Below are 15,255 nucleotides of genomic sequence, written 5' to 3'. Positions count from 1 at the left end.
TGTGCTTGACTTGGAATTGTCCATATAGGACATTTCTATTTGGTTATTAGGTAGGACATTTCTACTTAGGAATAACAAATGTATTTAAGCCTTTTTCCATCAACACCCATATATTTACCATCACCATTCAATGCAAAAACCCCAAAAGCTTAGATAGTTTCATTACTAATAATCCTTTTATTAAATACATGTTCTACAACATAAAATAAAATTGTTTTACTAACTTGTTTTTAAACTCACGTATACACCAGTTGGAATTTTGAGGAACTGATGATATAGATACCACTTTTTCTCAGTTATTATTTAGCAAATTTATCTCTAATAAGACTAGAAATATATGAAGTCTCTCTTCTTACCTCTATTGTTTGTACAAATACTACTATGTAGTACTTTTTGATCAAGATAATTAATTCTTACAACTATGTTATTCCCAAGTAAAAAGTCTTAGACAAAGATGCGAGCCAATTCAATAACACATTCGAATCAAATAGTGAGCCAAATATGTGTTATATTCAGCTCATCATAGATTTTAGATGAGAGAAATTGAAATGCAGCAATGGATTTGGCAGGTAGAAAATTGGACCAATTTCACATGGCAAGATTCAGTGATCTTACCTAAAACTAGACAGATACATCAAAAAATAGGGATTCTTCTTGGACAAAGTCAGCATAATTTAGCCAAAGAGCGATTCACTCTAGATACTCTACTTGCTAATCTTATTGCCTCATCAGCAATTGAAAATGAAACGCTCAATGTTTTCTCGTTGCGATCTTCTTTAGCTCAACGTTTAGGAGTGACATTAGAACAACCTTATCCCAGCTCAGATCGCTCAGAAGGTCTAGCAAATATTATGTTGGATGCACTAAATGACGTTCAGCAACCCCTCACATTTGAACGTCTCATACAATGGCATCATTGGCTTTTCAATGATCCTGATTGGACAATGCAACGCTTAAGGATCGGTCAATTGAGAGGATCAGAGCCCATGCAAGTCATTTCAGGTCGATTGGATTACCCTACTGTACATTTTGAAGCCCCTCCAAGAGAAGGCCTAGAACATCGTTTAAATCATTTCATCGTATGGTTTAATCAGAGTTTGAATGATTCATTACTTGATCCTTTATTACGTGCAGGTATTACCCATTTATGGTTTGTGACATTACACCCTTTTGATGATGGTAATGGACGTATTACCCGTACACTTACCGACCTTGCTCTTGCTCAAATGGATGAACAGAGCATTCGTTTATATGCAATGTCTACCGCAATATTAAATAAGCGCAAAAGTTATTATGAGATATTAGAAAAAACGCAAAAAAATGATTCTGATATTACAGATTGGTTGGTTTGGTTCTTAGATACCTTAGATGATAGCCTTGAAAATACTTTAGCTCAGATCAATCGAACACTCTTTAAAAGTCAGTTTTGGCATAAACATTCAAATTTAACTTTAAGTGCAGAACAGCGTAAAGTGATAAACCGTTTATTAGACGGCGGAGAAAATGGATTTGAGCATGGGATCAGTGCTTCACAATACCAAAAGGTTACGAAAGTCAGTAAGGCAACAGCTACGCGCCACTTATCAGACTTACTAGAAAAGGAATGCATTGTAAAATTAGAAGGTGGTGGCCGTAATACACGCTATCAGATTAACACTCAATTATAGATATTTTAGTCAGTTAAAAACCCCAATATTCTGTAGGGGTTTTTATATTTGGTGAAGGATATATCCTATTCATTACGCCAAAATTTATGATTTATAGACATGCTTTGCACCAAATACTTCATGTGTTAAGCGCCCTGTTTTCACCTGTGGATCGGGCATCACTTCTTGCAATGTATTCAAACAACGCTGTACCAATACAATATATTCTTGCGTCCCTTTTCTTTTCCACTCAATTTCTTTTTCCTCCAAATCACGAATAACTTTGGCAGGACTACCTAAAGCCAAAACATGCGCTGGAATTACAGCTTTGGCTTTGACGGTACTGTTGGCACCAATGATGGTATTTTCGCCAATATCTGCATCATCCAAAATGACACTGTTCATGCCAACCAAAACATTTTTACCAATATGACAGCCATGTAAAATTGTCGCATGTCCAATATGTCCATATTCTTCCACCACCGTCACCTTATTGGGGAAGCCATGAATCACGCAATTATCTTGCACATTGGCATTTTTTTTGATGTGAATGCCGCCAAAATCTGCACGTAAAGATGCAAAAGGACCAATATAGACACCTTCTTCAATAATGACATCACCAATCAATACTGCTGTGGGATGTACATAAGCTTTAGGGCTCACTACAGGAATTACACCATCAATTGCATAACAGGTCATATTTTAGTCCATTAAATCGATTTTATCTTTTAGATAGAATATCTAAAAATCAGTCAGTTAACTCTTCTTGCTTAATGCCACCAAAGCGTTTATAAAATTGCGGGTGCAGCGGTGGCATAGCCCCTTCTGAAGTACGGGCATATTGCATAAAAAACTCTTCACCTGTTGCGACCACCAATTGATATAAATTACTACTCAAATTACGAGCATTTAAAGACAACCAATGAGATGGCAATAATTCTGATGGTAAATCAGGGTCTTTAAGTAAAATACGGCGATATTGATGAATTAATAAAATCCGAATTTGAAAGGCTTGAATGGCATCTAAATCATCGGCATTTTCAACTAAATTCATAAATTCTCGAAAGTCTTTGATAAATTTATCATAGCGCGCATGTAACTCTGCCACAGGCCAATTGGTTTCCACCATGCGTTTCACAGTAGGATAAGACTCCTGCCAAAGTTGTAATGTTTCCGCTTTGAAAATCACCACTTGGTCAGTCATTTTTAGATTGAGCAATAAATTTTGCAGTTTTAAATGATCACATCCCGGATACGCCATTACATTACTGGCAATATTGGCAAATCCTAACCACTCCAATTCTTTCTTCAATACCAGTTTATTTTCAAGCTCAACCGAACTTAGTAAAACCAAGTCCCATTTCTGATCCCATTCAATATGGGTGAAATTATAGATTTTGGCATCGGCCTGCACAAACCGTTGTCGACTCGTTTCAGTCACTCGATAGTAGCTGGTGCGTCCAATTTTTTCGGACACTAGCCAGCCATTTTGCACCAAGCGAAATACAGCAGTGCGTACTGAACGTTCATTGAATCCAAATACATCCATCAATTGAATCAGACTGGCAAGACTGATAATACCACCATGGTGATACACACAATCACCAAATACCGTCATGATCAAAGACGTCCCACTGAGCACTTCTTTGGCAATAAAATCATCAATTGCTTGTTTGAGTTTTGGATTCATATTGTTTCACTATTACCTTATATTTTTCAACCCATTCAGTGCATCATTTGCATATACACCCACTACGCTGACTTGTAGTGTTCCTGAACTAGATGTCGAATGTCAAATACACGTTGTGCTTTACCTTCCGAACGCGGCAAAGTTCCTTCCTGTAAGATTTCTACACTGACTGAAATTCCTACCATGGTTTTAATCTGACTTTTTAACTGTGCTGCCAGTTGTTGTGTTAAATCAGAATGAATATCCTGACGCATTTCCGTACGAATATGCAATGTATCTAAATGACCTTGTTTACAAATTTGAATTTCATAATTAGGTAAAAGCTGTGGGATATGTAAAATTTGCTCCTCAATCTGTGTAGGGAATACATTCACCCCACGAATAATCATCATATCATCACTACGCCCCACAATTTTATCCATACGGCGCATTGAACGTGCCGTGCCTGCTAAAAGTCGAGTCAAATCACGGGTGCGGTAGCGAATGACAGGCATCCCTTCTTTGGTAATAGTGGTAAAGACCAATTCGCCTAATTCACCATCAGGCAATACTTCACCTGTTTCCGGGTTGATAATTTCAGGATAGAAATGGTCTTCCCAAATGGTCGGGCCATCTTTACTTTCAAGACATTCCATCGCCACCCCAGGTCCCATCACTTCAGATAATCCATAAATATCCAACGCATCAATGCCAAAGCGATCCTCGATTTCTTTACGCATTTCATTGGTCCATGGCTCGGCACCAAATACGCCTGTTTTAATAGAGCATTTTGCCGTTCCAAATTTTTTCTCTAAAGCTTCAATGATATTTAAACAATATGAAGGTGTGACCATCAGCGCTGTAGGTTTAAAGTCATTGATTAATTGCGCTTGTTTATCGGTTTGTCCACCTGACATTGGAATGACCGTTGCGCCCAAGCGCTCAACACCATAATGCGCGCCTAAACCACCCGTAAATAAACCATAACCATAGGAAACCTGAATGATGTCTTTATGACTGAGACCCGCAGCACGTAATGAACGTGCCACCACATCTGACCAAATTTGAATATCATTTTGGGTATAACCCACGACTGTAGGCTGACCTGTAGTCCCTGAAGAGGCATGGACACGTACAATTTGTTCCTGTGGGACAGCAAACATGCCAAACGGATAATTGTCACGTAAATCTTTTTTGGTGGTAAATGGGAATTTCGCTAAATCTGCTAGACTTTTTAAATCATCAGGATGCACGCCTGCATCATCAAATTTCTTTTTATACACGCTACTGTTAGCATAAACATGCTGCAAGGTCTTTTTTAGACGTTGTAATTGCAGACTGCGTAATTCATCTATAGATGCGGTTTCGATGTGTTCCAAAGCATTATTATTCATCTTATTTCTCCTTGAACAGCCATCCTTTGGCTGTCATTTACAATCCTGTTTTGTCCTTAAATCTGTTTTACGCAACATTTTCCAAAATGAGCGCAACACCTTGTCCTACACCCACACACATGGTGCACAGTGCGTATTTGCCTTGACGGCGTTTTAACTCATGCATCGCAGTGATCACCAGCCGTGTACCACTCATACCAAGAGGATGCCCAAGTGCAATTGCACCACCGTTAGGGTTAACGCGTGGATCTTCATCATCTAAACCTAGCTCACGCATCACCGCCAAAGACTGTGCGGCAAAAGCTTCATTCAGCTCAATCACATCCATTTGCGCTAAACTTAATCCTGCTAATTTCAGTACTTTGTGCACCGCAGGCACAGGGCCAATGCCCATATATTTCGCTTCTACCCCTGCACTTGCGATTGCGATTACTTTGGCAAGCGGTTGTAAAGCATAGTCTTGGGCAAATTTTTCACTTGTTAAAAGCACACATGCTGCACCATCATTCACACCTGATGCATTACCCGCCGTCACAGAACCACCTTCTTTACGAAATGGCGCTTTTAACTTGGCTAATGCTTCAAGCGTGGTATCCGCACGGGGATGTTCATCTTCAGTCACCTGAAGGGTATTTTTCTTACGATCTGTGATGTTTACAGGCAGAATCTCCGCTTTAAAAATACCATTTTGCTGAGCTTTTGCGGTTTTTTGTTGGCTGTTCAATGCAAATAAATCTTGATCCTCACGACTGATTTGATATTTTTCAGCCACATTTTCAGCTGTTTCAGGCATGCTATCGACACCAAAGTTGGCTTTGAATTTTGGATTAATAAAACGCCAGCCAATGGTTGTATCGTAAATACTTGGGGTGCGGCTAAAAGCAGCTTCAGGTTTGGACTGTACAAAGGGTGCACGGCTCATCGATTCTACACCACCCGCCAAAACAAATTGTGCCTCACCTGATTTGATCGCACGGGCTGCTAAACCGACCGCATCCAAACCCGAAGCACATAAACGATTGACTGTAATTGCAGGGACAGTATCAGGCAAACCAGCCAATAATGCTGCCATACGTGCCACATTACGATTATCTTCACCTGCCTGATTGGCACAACCCAAGATCACTTCATCTAACTGTTCCCAAGGCAAGTCAGGATGTTGCTGTTTTAAATATTCGATGGGCAAGGCTGCTAGATCATCGGCACGGATACTGCTTAAAGCACCGGCATAACGGCCAATTGGCGTGCGAATTGCATCACAAATAAAAACCTGTTCCATTATTGTTCTCCCTTAGCCTGCCTGTTTCAGTGTGTGTGCTTGTGTTGCCATATGCTGTGCATTTTTCACAGATTCAAGCGCGACTTTTTGACGTAAATACAAGCTTGGACGATAACGTTCTTCGCCATAAAGACGGTATAGATTTTCAAGCGTGGTTAAAATCTGGGTCGTTCCGATTTGTGCTGCCCACTGAAATGGACCTTGCGGATAATTCACACCGTATTTCATTGCTGCATCAATGTCTTGCTCTGTAGCAATACCATGTAATACCGCTTCACAGCCTTCATTGACCAACATGGCAATACTACGCATGACAAATAATGCAGGATGATCTTTCACCCAAATACTGCTCACACCCAATGCTGCAAATAATTGACTAACCTTGTCACAATCGGAACGTGTACATAATGACGAAGCACTTAAAACCACTGCTTTGGCAGTCGCCCAATCTGCATGCCAATCCATCAACACCACTTTTTCATGGCTATGATCAATGTCTACAGATTGACCTTGCATCAACATCACCGCTATGTCATCAATCAAAATTTTGTCTATTTCTGATTGGATCTGCACAGAATTGACACTTGAAGTATTTTTGAGTCGTTGAATCAGTCCTGTATCGTGTAACCATTGTCCTGAAATTTGCACTTTAAAGCTCGTGCTGAGTTCAGGTTGTAATGCAGGCAAAATATATTCAGGACTTCGTTGCGCTTGGCGATAGTCATAAAAACCTTGTCCGCTTTTACGACCATAACAGCCTGCATCAACCAATTCTTTCTGGATCAACGATGGACGATAGCGTGGCTCATAAAAGAATTCCTGATAGACACTTTGTGTCACAGAAAAGTTGACATCCTGTCCAATTAAATCGGTAAGTTCACATGGCCCCATGGCAAAGTGACCACATTCGCGCAGGATAAAATCCAGCTGTTCAGGCGTGGTGACATTTTCCTGTAATGCCCGAAATGCTTCAGCATAATAAGGACGTGCAACACGGTTCACAATAAAACCTGGCGTGGATTTTGCATTCACAGGGACTTTTTTCCATGCGTGCATCAACTCAAATAATGCCTGTGCAACCTGTTCCGAGGTTTTTAAACCCCGAATGATTTCCACTAATTTCATCACAGGTGCAGGGTTAAAAAAGTGTAGCCCAACCACGCGCTCAGGATGTGGAATCACGGAGGCAATTGCTGTGATTGAAATTGAAGAGGTATTTGAAGCAAAAATAGTATGTTCCGAACAAATTTCAGCAAGTTGTTGAAATAAACTTTGTTTGACTTCTTTCTTTTCTACCACCGCTTCAACAATTAAGTCTGCATTTGATAACTGCTGTAAATCTGCAACAATGTGAATATTGGCAAGTGTTGCATCCACAAGCGCTTGGGTCATTTTACCTAGCTGCACCCGTTTTTCGAGCTGTGTTTTTAGTTGCGCACATGCAGCATTGGATTTTTCAACATCCAAATCAAAAACATAGGTGTCGTGACCATGCATGGCTGCAAGTTGGGCAATCCCCATGCCCATTGTCCCTGCACCAATCACAGCGACTCTTGCTTGCTGTAAATTCAGTCTTTGCATGATCAGCATCCTCTAAATTCAGGAGTACGTTTTTGCATAAATGCTTGTACACCTTCTTTATAGTCACTTGAACGCCCTGCCAAACGTTGTAAATCACGTTCTAAAAGCAGTTGCTCATCTAAATTATTGCCTGCTGCGGCATTGATGGCTTTTTTGATCAATGACAAACCATAGGTCGGTTGAGTTGCTAGATGTTCCGCCATTTTTGCAGCTTCAGCTTTTAATTGATCATCTGCAACACATTGCCAAATCATGCCCAATTGCACCGCTTTTTCAGCAGGGATTTTATCGCCCAACATGGCAAGCCCCATGGCTTGAGCACGCCCTACCAAGCGAGGCAAGAACCATGTGCCACCAGAGTCAGGCACCAAGCCTAAGCGACAAAATGCCTGAATAAAAGAAGCAGATTGTGCGGCAATCACCACATCACATGCCAAGGCGATATTGGCACCTGCACCTGCTGCAACACCATTCACCGCACAAATGACAGGTTTTGGCATTTCAGTAATCAGTTTAATCAAGGGGTTATAATATTTTTCAATCGATAAACCCAAGTCAGGTGCATCGGCATTAGGGTCGACCACACGATCCCCCAAATCCTGCCCTGCACAAAAACCACGACCTTCTGCTGAAATCACCACGGCACGAATGTTTGGATCTTTTGCCCATGCTTTTAAAGTCTGTGAAACTTCCTGATGCATGCTTTCATTAAAGCTATTCAGTTGTTTTGGGCGGTTAAACGTTAAATAACCGACTGCATTTTTTTCTTCTGCAAGAATTGTTTGGTAATCCATTACACACCTCTAAATTTTGGTTGTCTTTTTTCTAAAAATGCATTGATGCCTTCTTGACGATCTTGAGTCGCTGCAAGCCAGACAAAATGCTGACGTTCTTGCTTCAAGCCTTGGCTTAAAGTTACTTCATGAATGGATTTCAAAGATTGTTTAATCACTCGGATGGCAAGCGGTGCCTGCTTGGCAATTTTTTCTGCAAGTTCAATCGCATATTGCACAGTCAACGGGGTGGGAAAAATTTGACTGCTAATGCCGTGTTGCAAAGCAGTTTGCGCTGAAATGCGTTCCCCGGTCATTGCCCAGCGCATGGTCAGTTGCTGTCCAACCAAACGGGCTAAACGCTGTGTTCCACCTGCACCTGGCAACATGCCCAAACCAATTTCAGGTAAGGCAAATTGTGCATTTTCACCTGTAAGCACGATGTCACCATGCAAAGCCAACTCAAAACCTGCGCCAAAAGCAAAACCATTGACCGCCACAATGATCGGTTTGGAAAACTCATCAATTTGTTTCCATAACAATGGACGTTGATCTTGTTGAATCGACACCACATCCAAAGCTGCAAGTTCATTTAAATCCGCACCCGCCGCAAAACACTGTTCATTGCCCGTAATCACCACGGTTTTAATACTGATATCTGCATCGATGTGTTTCAGTAAAGTCACTAATTCTTGTAATGTGGCATTATTTAACGCATTACGCTTTTCAGGGCGATTTAGTTCAATCAGCATCACGCCCGATTTGATCTGTTGGCTTTTTAAGAATTCCATCTCAGCGCTCCAAGTTTGCTTGTATTTCTATTGGTATTTAAAAATTACTCGTCAAAACTTAAACGTACATTGGGTGTTGTTGGACGTGCCTGACAACTTAAAACATAACCTTTTTCAACTTCTTCAGGCTCTAAGCTGTAGTTAATTGCCATCTCAACCTGACCTTGTAAAACCTTACATTTACAAGTGGCGCAAACACCGCCTTTACATGCATAGGGTAAATCTGCACCTGCACGTAATGCTGCATCCAAAATACTGTCATCTTCTTTTGACACTTCAATGATCAACTCACGACCATCTAGCACAATATTGACCTTTTCTTCGTTACGGCTTTCGATCTGCTCTGCCGAAGCTTTCTTGCTTGAACCCGTATTAAAACGTTCAGTGTGAATTTTATGACGTCCGATCCCAAGTTCAGGCAATACAGTTTCAATTGCATCCATCATCTCGTCAGGACCACAAGCAAAACAGTGATCAAAGTCCGCATTGATCAGATCGGCTTTAAATAACAACTGCAATTTTTCAGCATCAATACGACCATTAAACAAAGCACTGTCATTCATTTCACGTGAGAAAATATTCACCAATTGAAAACGTGACTGAAAACGGTCTTTCAAATCCATAATTTGCTCTGCAAACATGGTTTGTTTCCATGAACGGTTGCCATAAATTAGCGTGAAATTCGCATCTGGTTGTTGTAACAACACCGTTTTCACAATGGATAAAATTGGGGTAATACCACTGCCTGCCGCAAAACCAAGATAATTTTTTCCACCGACTTTGGCTGCTTTTTGGAAAAATACGCCTTGTGGTGGCATCACTTCAAGCTGATCGCCTGCTTTTAAATGCTCATTTGCCCAGGTTGAAAATTGCCCTTGATCTATTTTTTTAATGGCAATACTCATGTCTTCATTGCGGTCACTGCAAATTGAGTAACAACGGCGAATTTCACCTGCCTCAGTTAAATGACGAATGGTTAAATGCTGCCCTGGCTGATATTGAAAATCAGCTTGTAGCTCAGGACTGACATCAAATGCAATACAAATGGCCTGCTCAGTTTGAGGCGTAATTGATTTTATGGTTAATGGTATAAATTGACTCATTTGAAAATCCCTCTTTCTGTTTGACTCTAAAAATGCGTGATTAAATACATTTAAAATAGTCAAATGGTTCTAAGCAGTCTTTGCATTGATATAAGGCTTTACATGCAGTCGAACTAAATTCACTTAATAATTTGGTCTGTACACTGTGGCAATGCGGACATTCGATGCCATCAGTCAATGCGACATGTGTACCACAGCTATGCGCTTCACCTTTGGGTGGTGCGATACCGTATTTTTTCAATTTTTCTTTGCCGTTTTGGCTCATCCAATCGGTTGTCCATGCCTCAGATAAATCCACCACGACATTGACAGGCGTTAAATCATGTTGGATAAATGCCTGTTCAATCTCAGCTTTTAACACATCTGTTGCAGGGCATCCGCTATAGGTCGGTGTCAGGCGAACCACAAGTTCATTGTTCTGATTCAATTCCACACCACGAATCATGCCCAGATCCACCACAGACAATACCGGGATTTCAGGATCGGAAATTTGTGCCAATATATCCCAACATTGATCAGTACATTGTCGAATTAAATTCATGGAACTCGCTCCTTGTTCTGACTCAAATTACCAATTCATATTTGGATAACTGCGTTGCATATATTGCATTTCAGCCAAAACATAGCCCAAATGTTCGGTATGTAAACCTTGTTTTGCACCACGGCGATACGCACCCAGTTCAGGAATGATCAAGCCATAATGTGCAGCCTCAGCATTCACCACATTTTGCCACTCGGCTTTTAACAAGGTGATATTGGGAATCACACCCGCTTTCACCAATTGTTGTTCATCTGCACTTAAATCAAAAAGTTCTTCAGTAAAACGCCATAATTCATTTAAACCATTTTGAGTTCTGTCATGCGCTTCGGCTGTACCCAAACTTAAACGCGCCATCCAAGCTGTTGAAAAACGCAAGTGATATTTCACTTCACGTAAAGACTTAACAGCAAAGGCACGTAATTCTGCATGGTTGCTATTGGTCAAAGCGCCGAAGAGTAAATGGTGATAATGATCCATCAACCATTGGCGTACGATGGTTTGTGCAAAGTCACCGTTCGGCTGTTCACACAACAATAAATTGCGATATTCACGTTCAGTACGAAAAAATGCCAATTGGTCTTCATCACGTCCAAGTCCTTCCACTTCACCAGCAAGGCTCAGTAAAGTACGAGCCTGACCCAATAAATCCAGACCAATATTGGCAAGTGCAATATCAAGTTCTAATTCAGGTGCATGACCACACCACTCAGACAAACGGTGCGATAAAATCAGTTGGCTGTCTGCCAAATGCAAAAGATACTGAGAAAATACGGAATGATTCATCTGCTTACTCCTTACATATGCTCAATGCCATCAGGGATATGGTAAAAGGTCGGATGACGATAGACCTTATCCAAAGCAGGATCGAAAAATTCTTCTTTTTCCTCAGGTTGTGAACAGGTAATTAGTTCAGATTTCACCACCCAAATGCTGATACCTTCATTACGACGGGTATATACATCACGGGCATTTTGCAAAGCAATTTCCGCATCAGGGGCACGTAAGCTGCCCACATGACGATGACTTAAACCTTGTTTACTTCGTACAAAGACTTCAAATAATGACCAGTTGTTTTTATTGTTCATGAGAGAATCCTTCCTGAAATTTAAAACGATAATGAACTAATCTAATATGCTGTGAATTAAGCGACTTTTGCAGCTTCTTCTACATGCTGTTTTTGTGCATATACCGCAGCTGAATCACGCACCCATTTACCGCCTTCCCACGCTTTACGACGTGCCTCAATACGCTCGTGGTTACATGGACCTTTGCCTGCAAGGATGTCATTGAATTCCGCCCAATTGATTGCTCCTGACTCGTAATGTCCTGTTTCTTCATTAAAACGTAAGTCAGGATCAGGCACAGTCAAACCCAACATGTGTACTTGTGGCACAGTGTTATCTACGAATTTTTGACGTAAGGCATCGTTGCTAAATAATTTAATTTTCCATTGCATGCTTTGTGCACTGTTTGGTGAATTATCATCACTTGGACCAAACATCATTTGCGCAGGCCACCAAAAACGATTAACTGCGTCTTGCGCCATCTGTTTTTGTTCAGGTGTGCCATTTGCAAGTTGCATCATCGCTTCAAAACCTTGACGTTGATGGAAACTTTCTTCTTTACAAACACGTACCATGGCACGGGCATAAGGACCATAAGAAGTACGACATAACGCCACCTGATTGACAATTGCTGCACCATCGACCAACCAGCCTATTGCGGCAACATCAGCCCAAGTTAAAGTTGGATAGTTAAAAATAGACGAATATTTCATACGACCTGCGATGAGTTTATCCATCATGTCGTCACGATCTGCACCCAAGGTTTCTGCCGCACTATATAAGTACAGTGCATGTCCTGCCTCATCTTGCACTTTAGCCAACAATACCGCTTTACGTTTTAAACTTGGTGCACGGGTAATCCAATTCCCTTCAGGCAACATACCAATCACTTCTGAATGTGCATGTTGTCCAATTTGGCGAATTAAAGTTTTACGGTAAGCATCAGGCATCCAATCTTTAGGTTCAATTGAAATATCCTTTTCCATGGCTTGATCAAAATCTTGCTGATAATTTTTCATTGTGTCCTCACTTATCCCAAGTGCTTATGCATCTTAAGTTAAAACGATACGTGTAAAAAATCAATACTATTTTATTTGTATCATATTTAATTTTTAATTAAAACAACTTAAGATATTGTATTTTAATATTATTTATTTTTAATTATTTGTTGTTGCAGCATTTTATTGGAAAAATATTTGACAATTTAAAAATAAAAGAACAAATTATGAATCATCAAAATTAAAAAATTATGCAACACGTATCATAAAAGGAGTTAGCCATGCTTGAGCTAGATGCAGGATCAAATCCAACCGAGCACACGACAGATGACACTGTTTCTACACCAACATCTCAGCTGAAAAAATTAAGTTCTTTGGTCTGTGGTCAAAGCTTTATTGCACAGCAAGATTTCCGTATCGTTCATCATGCCATTACAGGTGATGCAATTTATCAAGTCAGTAGCCAAGGCATTGACAACAAAGCCATTGTCGAATTTGCAAAAAGCAAAGGTTCTGCAATTGCTCAGATGACGTTTCATGAACGTGCCCATGCCTTAAAGCAAGTTGCACAGTATCTACTTGAACGCAAAGAAAATTATTATGAGCTTGCCAAAGCAACAGGCTGTACCCGCAAAGACGCTTGGATTGATATAGAAGGCGGCATTGGCACCCTATTTGCCTACTCAAGTTTAGTCCGTCGTGAACTGAGCGATGAAACCGCATGGGTTGAAGATGCATGGATTCCATTGTCTAAGCATGGCAGCTTTGGTGCAAAGCATATTCTGACCCCCAAAGCAGGTGTTGCAGTACATATTGATGCCTTTAATTTCCCAATTTGGGGCATGCTGGAAAAAATTGCACCGACCCTTTTGGCAGGTGTTCCATGTATTGTTAAACCTGCCACCGAAGGTGCAGAAATGACCCATGCAGTGGTTGCTGATATTTTGGCAAGTGGTTTCCTACCTGAGGGTGCTTTACAACTCATTTGTGGTCAGACTTATGATTTGTTTGAACATTTAAATGCACAAGATACCGTCACTTTTACAGGCTCAGCCGCTACAGGGCAAAAATTACGTGCGCATCCACATTTAAATCAATATTCAATTCCATTCAGCATGGAAGCAGATTCAGTCAATAGTGCAATTTTGACGCAACATGCCAATGATGAAACCATTGACCTGTTTGTACGTGAAGTTTTCCGTGAAATGACCACCAAAGCTGGTCAAAAATGTACCGCAATTCGCCGTGCCTTTGTGCCTGAAAATTTATTGGATACCGTACAAAGTCGCCTGATTGCCAAACTACAAAAAGTCGTGGTCGGAAACCCTGAACTTGAAAATGTGACGATGGGTGCATTAGCAAGTCTTAAACAAAAACATGATGTGGCTGAAAAGGTTGAACAATTAAGCCAAGACGCTGACATTGTTTTTGGTAGCCATTTACGCCAAGACTTTAATATTGTTGCGGAACACCCTGAAAAAGGTGCGTTTTATCCACCAACGGTTTTGGTGTGTAAATCACCCAATACCGCTCAAGCCATTCACCAAGTTGAAGCATTTGGCCCTGTGGTCACCTTAATGCCTTATAGTGACCTGACAGAATTGGCGCAATTGGTGGCTAAAGGTGAAGGCAGCTTGGTAGCTTCAGTTGTACGTAATACGGATGAAAATGTTGAACACATCATTGCGAAAATCGCACCTTGGCATGGTCGTGTACATGTACTTGATGCTGAAAATGCTAAAGAAAGTACAGGTCATGGTTCACCACTTCCACTCCTTGTACATGGTGGTCCGGGTCGTGCTGGCGGCGGCGAAGAATTGGGCGGTTTACGTGCAGTGAAACATTATATGCAACGTACTGCAATTCAAGGCTCACCGAATGCAATGACTCAAATTGGACACAGTTGGACCATTGGCTCAGACGTATTCGAAGATCGTGTACATCCATTTAAAAAATCATTTGATGAGTTGCGTGTGGGTGAACGCCTGTTGACGGCTCGCCGTACGGTGACTGAAGCAGATATTGTCAATTTTGCCTGCTTAAGTGGTGATCATTTCTACGCCCATATGGATAAAATTGCAGCAGCAGACTCACTCTTTGGTGATCGGGTTGCACATGGCTACTTTATCGTTTCGGCAGCAGCAGGTTTATTTGTCGATGCAGCTCCGGGACCTGTCATTGCCAACTATGGTATGGACAATTTACGCTTTGTTGAACCTGTAAAAATTGGTGACACCATTCAAGTCGAACTGACCTGTAAGCAAAAAACACCTAAACCCTTGCGTGATCCTGAACAAAAACCGCATGGTGTGGTGGTCTGGGACATTAAAGTCAAAAACCAACGCAATGAATTGGTCGCAACTTACGATATTTTAACACTCGTTAATCGTGACTAAAGTTATGTGATTTCATGTTT

At 40.9% G+C, this 15,255-nt stretch carries 14 protein-coding genes; 2 read left to right on the top strand and 12 right to left on the bottom strand.

The genetic code is table 11. The features are described from left to right. Positions 1 to 548 precede the first annotated feature (548 nt). Entirely contained in the window at positions 549 to 1,667 is a 1,119-nt protein-coding gene (locus tag HX129_RS16910; protein WP_286433918.1) for a Fic family protein, read from the top strand. Positions 1,668 to 1,751: 84 nt separating this feature from the next. On the opposite strand, the gene HX129_RS16905 is transcribed toward HX129_RS16910, so the two are convergent. The 12 genes from HX129_RS16905 to paaA all read right to left on the bottom strand — a co-directional run bounded on the left by HX129_RS16905 (position 1,752) and on the right by paaA (position 12,860). Beyond that, entirely contained in the window at positions 1,752 to 2,345 is a 594-nt protein-coding gene (locus HX129_RS16905) for a DapH/DapD/GlmU-related protein (RefSeq protein ID WP_130073575.1), read from the bottom strand. A 49-nt stretch (positions 2,346 to 2,394) separates the two neighbouring features. After that, on the bottom strand, positions 2,395 to 3,336 hold the full coding sequence (locus HX129_RS16900) for a PaaX family transcriptional regulator (RefSeq protein WP_174492637.1): 942 nt from the start codon (positions 3,334 to 3,336) through the stop codon (positions 2,395 to 2,397). 62 nt (positions 3,337 to 3,398) lie between these two features. Continuing rightward, positions 3,399 to 4,709: a phenylacetate--CoA ligase PaaK gene (gene paaK, locus HX129_RS16895; protein ID WP_286433914.1), complete on the bottom strand. Its 1,311-nt coding sequence runs from the start codon at positions 4,707 to 4,709 to the stop codon at positions 3,399 to 3,401. A gap of 67 nt (positions 4,710 to 4,776) precedes the next feature. Beyond that, positions 4,777 to 5,988 (bottom strand): 3-oxoadipyl-CoA thiolase, encoded by a 1,212-nt coding sequence (gene pcaF, locus HX129_RS16890; RefSeq protein ID WP_286433913.1) that lies wholly within the window; start codon positions 5,986 to 5,988, stop codon positions 4,777 to 4,779. Between the two features lie 12 nt (positions 5,989 to 6,000). Next, positions 6,001 to 7,569, bottom strand: a complete 1,569-nt coding sequence (locus HX129_RS16885) for a 3-hydroxyacyl-CoA dehydrogenase (RefSeq protein ID WP_286433912.1) — start codon at positions 7,567 to 7,569, stop codon at positions 6,001 to 6,003. Between the two features lie 2 nt (positions 7,570 to 7,571). Further along, positions 7,572 to 8,363 (bottom strand): 2-(1,2-epoxy-1,2-dihydrophenyl)acetyl-CoA isomerase PaaG, encoded by a 792-nt coding sequence (gene paaG, locus HX129_RS16880; RefSeq protein ID WP_180045193.1) that lies wholly within the window; start codon positions 8,361 to 8,363, stop codon positions 7,572 to 7,574. Further along, on the bottom strand, positions 8,363 to 9,133 hold the full coding sequence (locus HX129_RS16875) for an enoyl-CoA hydratase-related protein (protein ID WP_286433911.1): 771 nt from the start codon (positions 9,131 to 9,133) through the stop codon (positions 8,363 to 8,365). The genes paaG and HX129_RS16875 overlap by 1 nt, the downstream gene beginning before the upstream one ends. A gap of 44 nt (positions 9,134 to 9,177) precedes the next feature. Then, positions 9,178 to 10,236, bottom strand: coding sequence for a 1,2-phenylacetyl-CoA epoxidase subunit PaaE (gene paaE / locus HX129_RS16870; protein ID WP_130073568.1), 1,059 nt, complete (start codon positions 10,234 to 10,236; stop codon positions 9,178 to 9,180). A 40-nt stretch (positions 10,237 to 10,276) separates the two neighbouring features. Beyond that, positions 10,277 to 10,777, bottom strand: coding sequence for a 1,2-phenylacetyl-CoA epoxidase subunit PaaD (gene paaD, locus HX129_RS16865; RefSeq protein ID WP_180045194.1), 501 nt, complete (start codon positions 10,775 to 10,777; stop codon positions 10,277 to 10,279). 27 nt (positions 10,778 to 10,804) lie between these two features. Further along, the gene (gene paaC, locus HX129_RS16860) at positions 10,805 to 11,560 is read right to left on the bottom strand and encodes a 1,2-phenylacetyl-CoA epoxidase subunit PaaC (protein WP_286433910.1); all 756 of its coding nucleotides are present in this window, start codon (positions 11,558 to 11,560) and stop codon (positions 10,805 to 10,807) included. 11 nt (positions 11,561 to 11,571) lie between these two features. Continuing rightward, the gene (gene paaB / locus HX129_RS16855) at positions 11,572 to 11,862 is read right to left on the bottom strand and encodes a 1,2-phenylacetyl-CoA epoxidase subunit PaaB (RefSeq protein ID WP_068975398.1); all 291 of its coding nucleotides are present in this window, start codon (positions 11,860 to 11,862) and stop codon (positions 11,572 to 11,574) included. Positions 11,863 to 11,918: 56 nt separating this feature from the next. Then, positions 11,919 to 12,860, bottom strand: coding sequence for a 1,2-phenylacetyl-CoA epoxidase subunit PaaA (gene paaA / locus HX129_RS16850; protein WP_130073565.1), 942 nt, complete (start codon positions 12,858 to 12,860; stop codon positions 11,919 to 11,921). Between the two features lie 260 nt (positions 12,861 to 13,120). On the opposite strand from paaA, the gene paaZ reads away from it, so the two are divergent. After that, positions 13,121 to 15,235, top strand: coding sequence for a phenylacetic acid degradation bifunctional protein PaaZ (gene paaZ / locus HX129_RS16845; RefSeq protein ID WP_286433909.1), 2,115 nt, complete (start codon positions 13,121 to 13,123; stop codon positions 15,233 to 15,235). The last annotated feature ends 20 nt before the right edge of the window (positions 15,236 to 15,255 follow it).

The organism is Acinetobacter sp. 251-1, assembly GCF_030329305.1.
In the GTDB taxonomy this organism is placed as follows: domain Bacteria; phylum Pseudomonadota; class Gammaproteobacteria; order Pseudomonadales; family Moraxellaceae; genus Acinetobacter; species Acinetobacter piscicola_A.
Note: the sequence above shows the minus strand (reverse complement) of the source record. Positions and strands in the feature narration are given on the sequence as shown.

Bases quoted from the DNA above. Each gene is read 5' to 3' on its own strand.
- pcaF (WP_286433913.1), bottom strand. From the start codon at position 5,988: ATGGAACAGGTTTTTATTTGTGATGCAATTCGCACGCCAATTGGCCGT.
- paaB (WP_068975398.1), bottom strand. From the start codon at position 11,862: ATGAACAATAAAAACAACTGGTCATTATTTGAAGTCTTTGTACGAAGT.
- HX129_RS16910 (WP_286433918.1), top strand. From the start codon at position 549: ATGCAGCAATGGATTTGGCAGGTAGAAAATTGGACCAATTTCACATGG.
- HX129_RS16885 (WP_286433912.1), bottom strand. From the start codon at position 7,569: ATGCAAAGACTGAATTTACAGCAAGCAAGAGTCGCTGTGATTGGTGCA.
- paaD (WP_180045194.1), bottom strand. From the start codon at position 10,777: ATGAATTTAATTCGACAATGTACTGATCAATGTTGGGATATATTGGCA.
- paaZ (WP_286433909.1), top strand. From the start codon at position 13,121: ATGCTTGAGCTAGATGCAGGATCAAATCCAACCGAGCACACGACAGAT.
- HX129_RS16905 (WP_130073575.1), bottom strand. From the start codon at position 2,345: ATGACCTGTTATGCAATTGATGGTGTAATTCCTGTAGTGAGCCCTAAA.
- paaA (WP_130073565.1), bottom strand. From the start codon at position 12,860: ATGAAAAATTATCAGCAAGATTTTGATCAAGCCATGGAAAAGGATATT.
- paaG (WP_180045193.1), bottom strand. From the start codon at position 8,363: ATGGATTACCAAACAATTCTTGCAGAAGAAAAAAATGCAGTCGGTTAT.
- paaC (WP_286433910.1), bottom strand. From the start codon at position 11,560: ATGAATCATTCCGTATTTTCTCAGTATCTTTTGCATTTGGCAGACAGC.
- paaE (WP_130073568.1), bottom strand. From the start codon at position 10,236: ATGAGTCAATTTATACCATTAACCATAAAATCAATTACGCCTCAAACT.
- paaK (WP_286433914.1), bottom strand. From the start codon at position 4,709: ATGAATAATAATGCTTTGGAACACATCGAAACCGCATCTATAGATGAA.
- HX129_RS16900 (WP_174492637.1), bottom strand. From the start codon at position 3,336: ATGAATCCAAAACTCAAACAAGCAATTGATGATTTTATTGCCAAAGAA.
- HX129_RS16875 (WP_286433911.1), bottom strand. From the start codon at position 9,133: ATGGAATTCTTAAAAAGCCAACAGATCAAATCGGGCGTGATGCTGATT.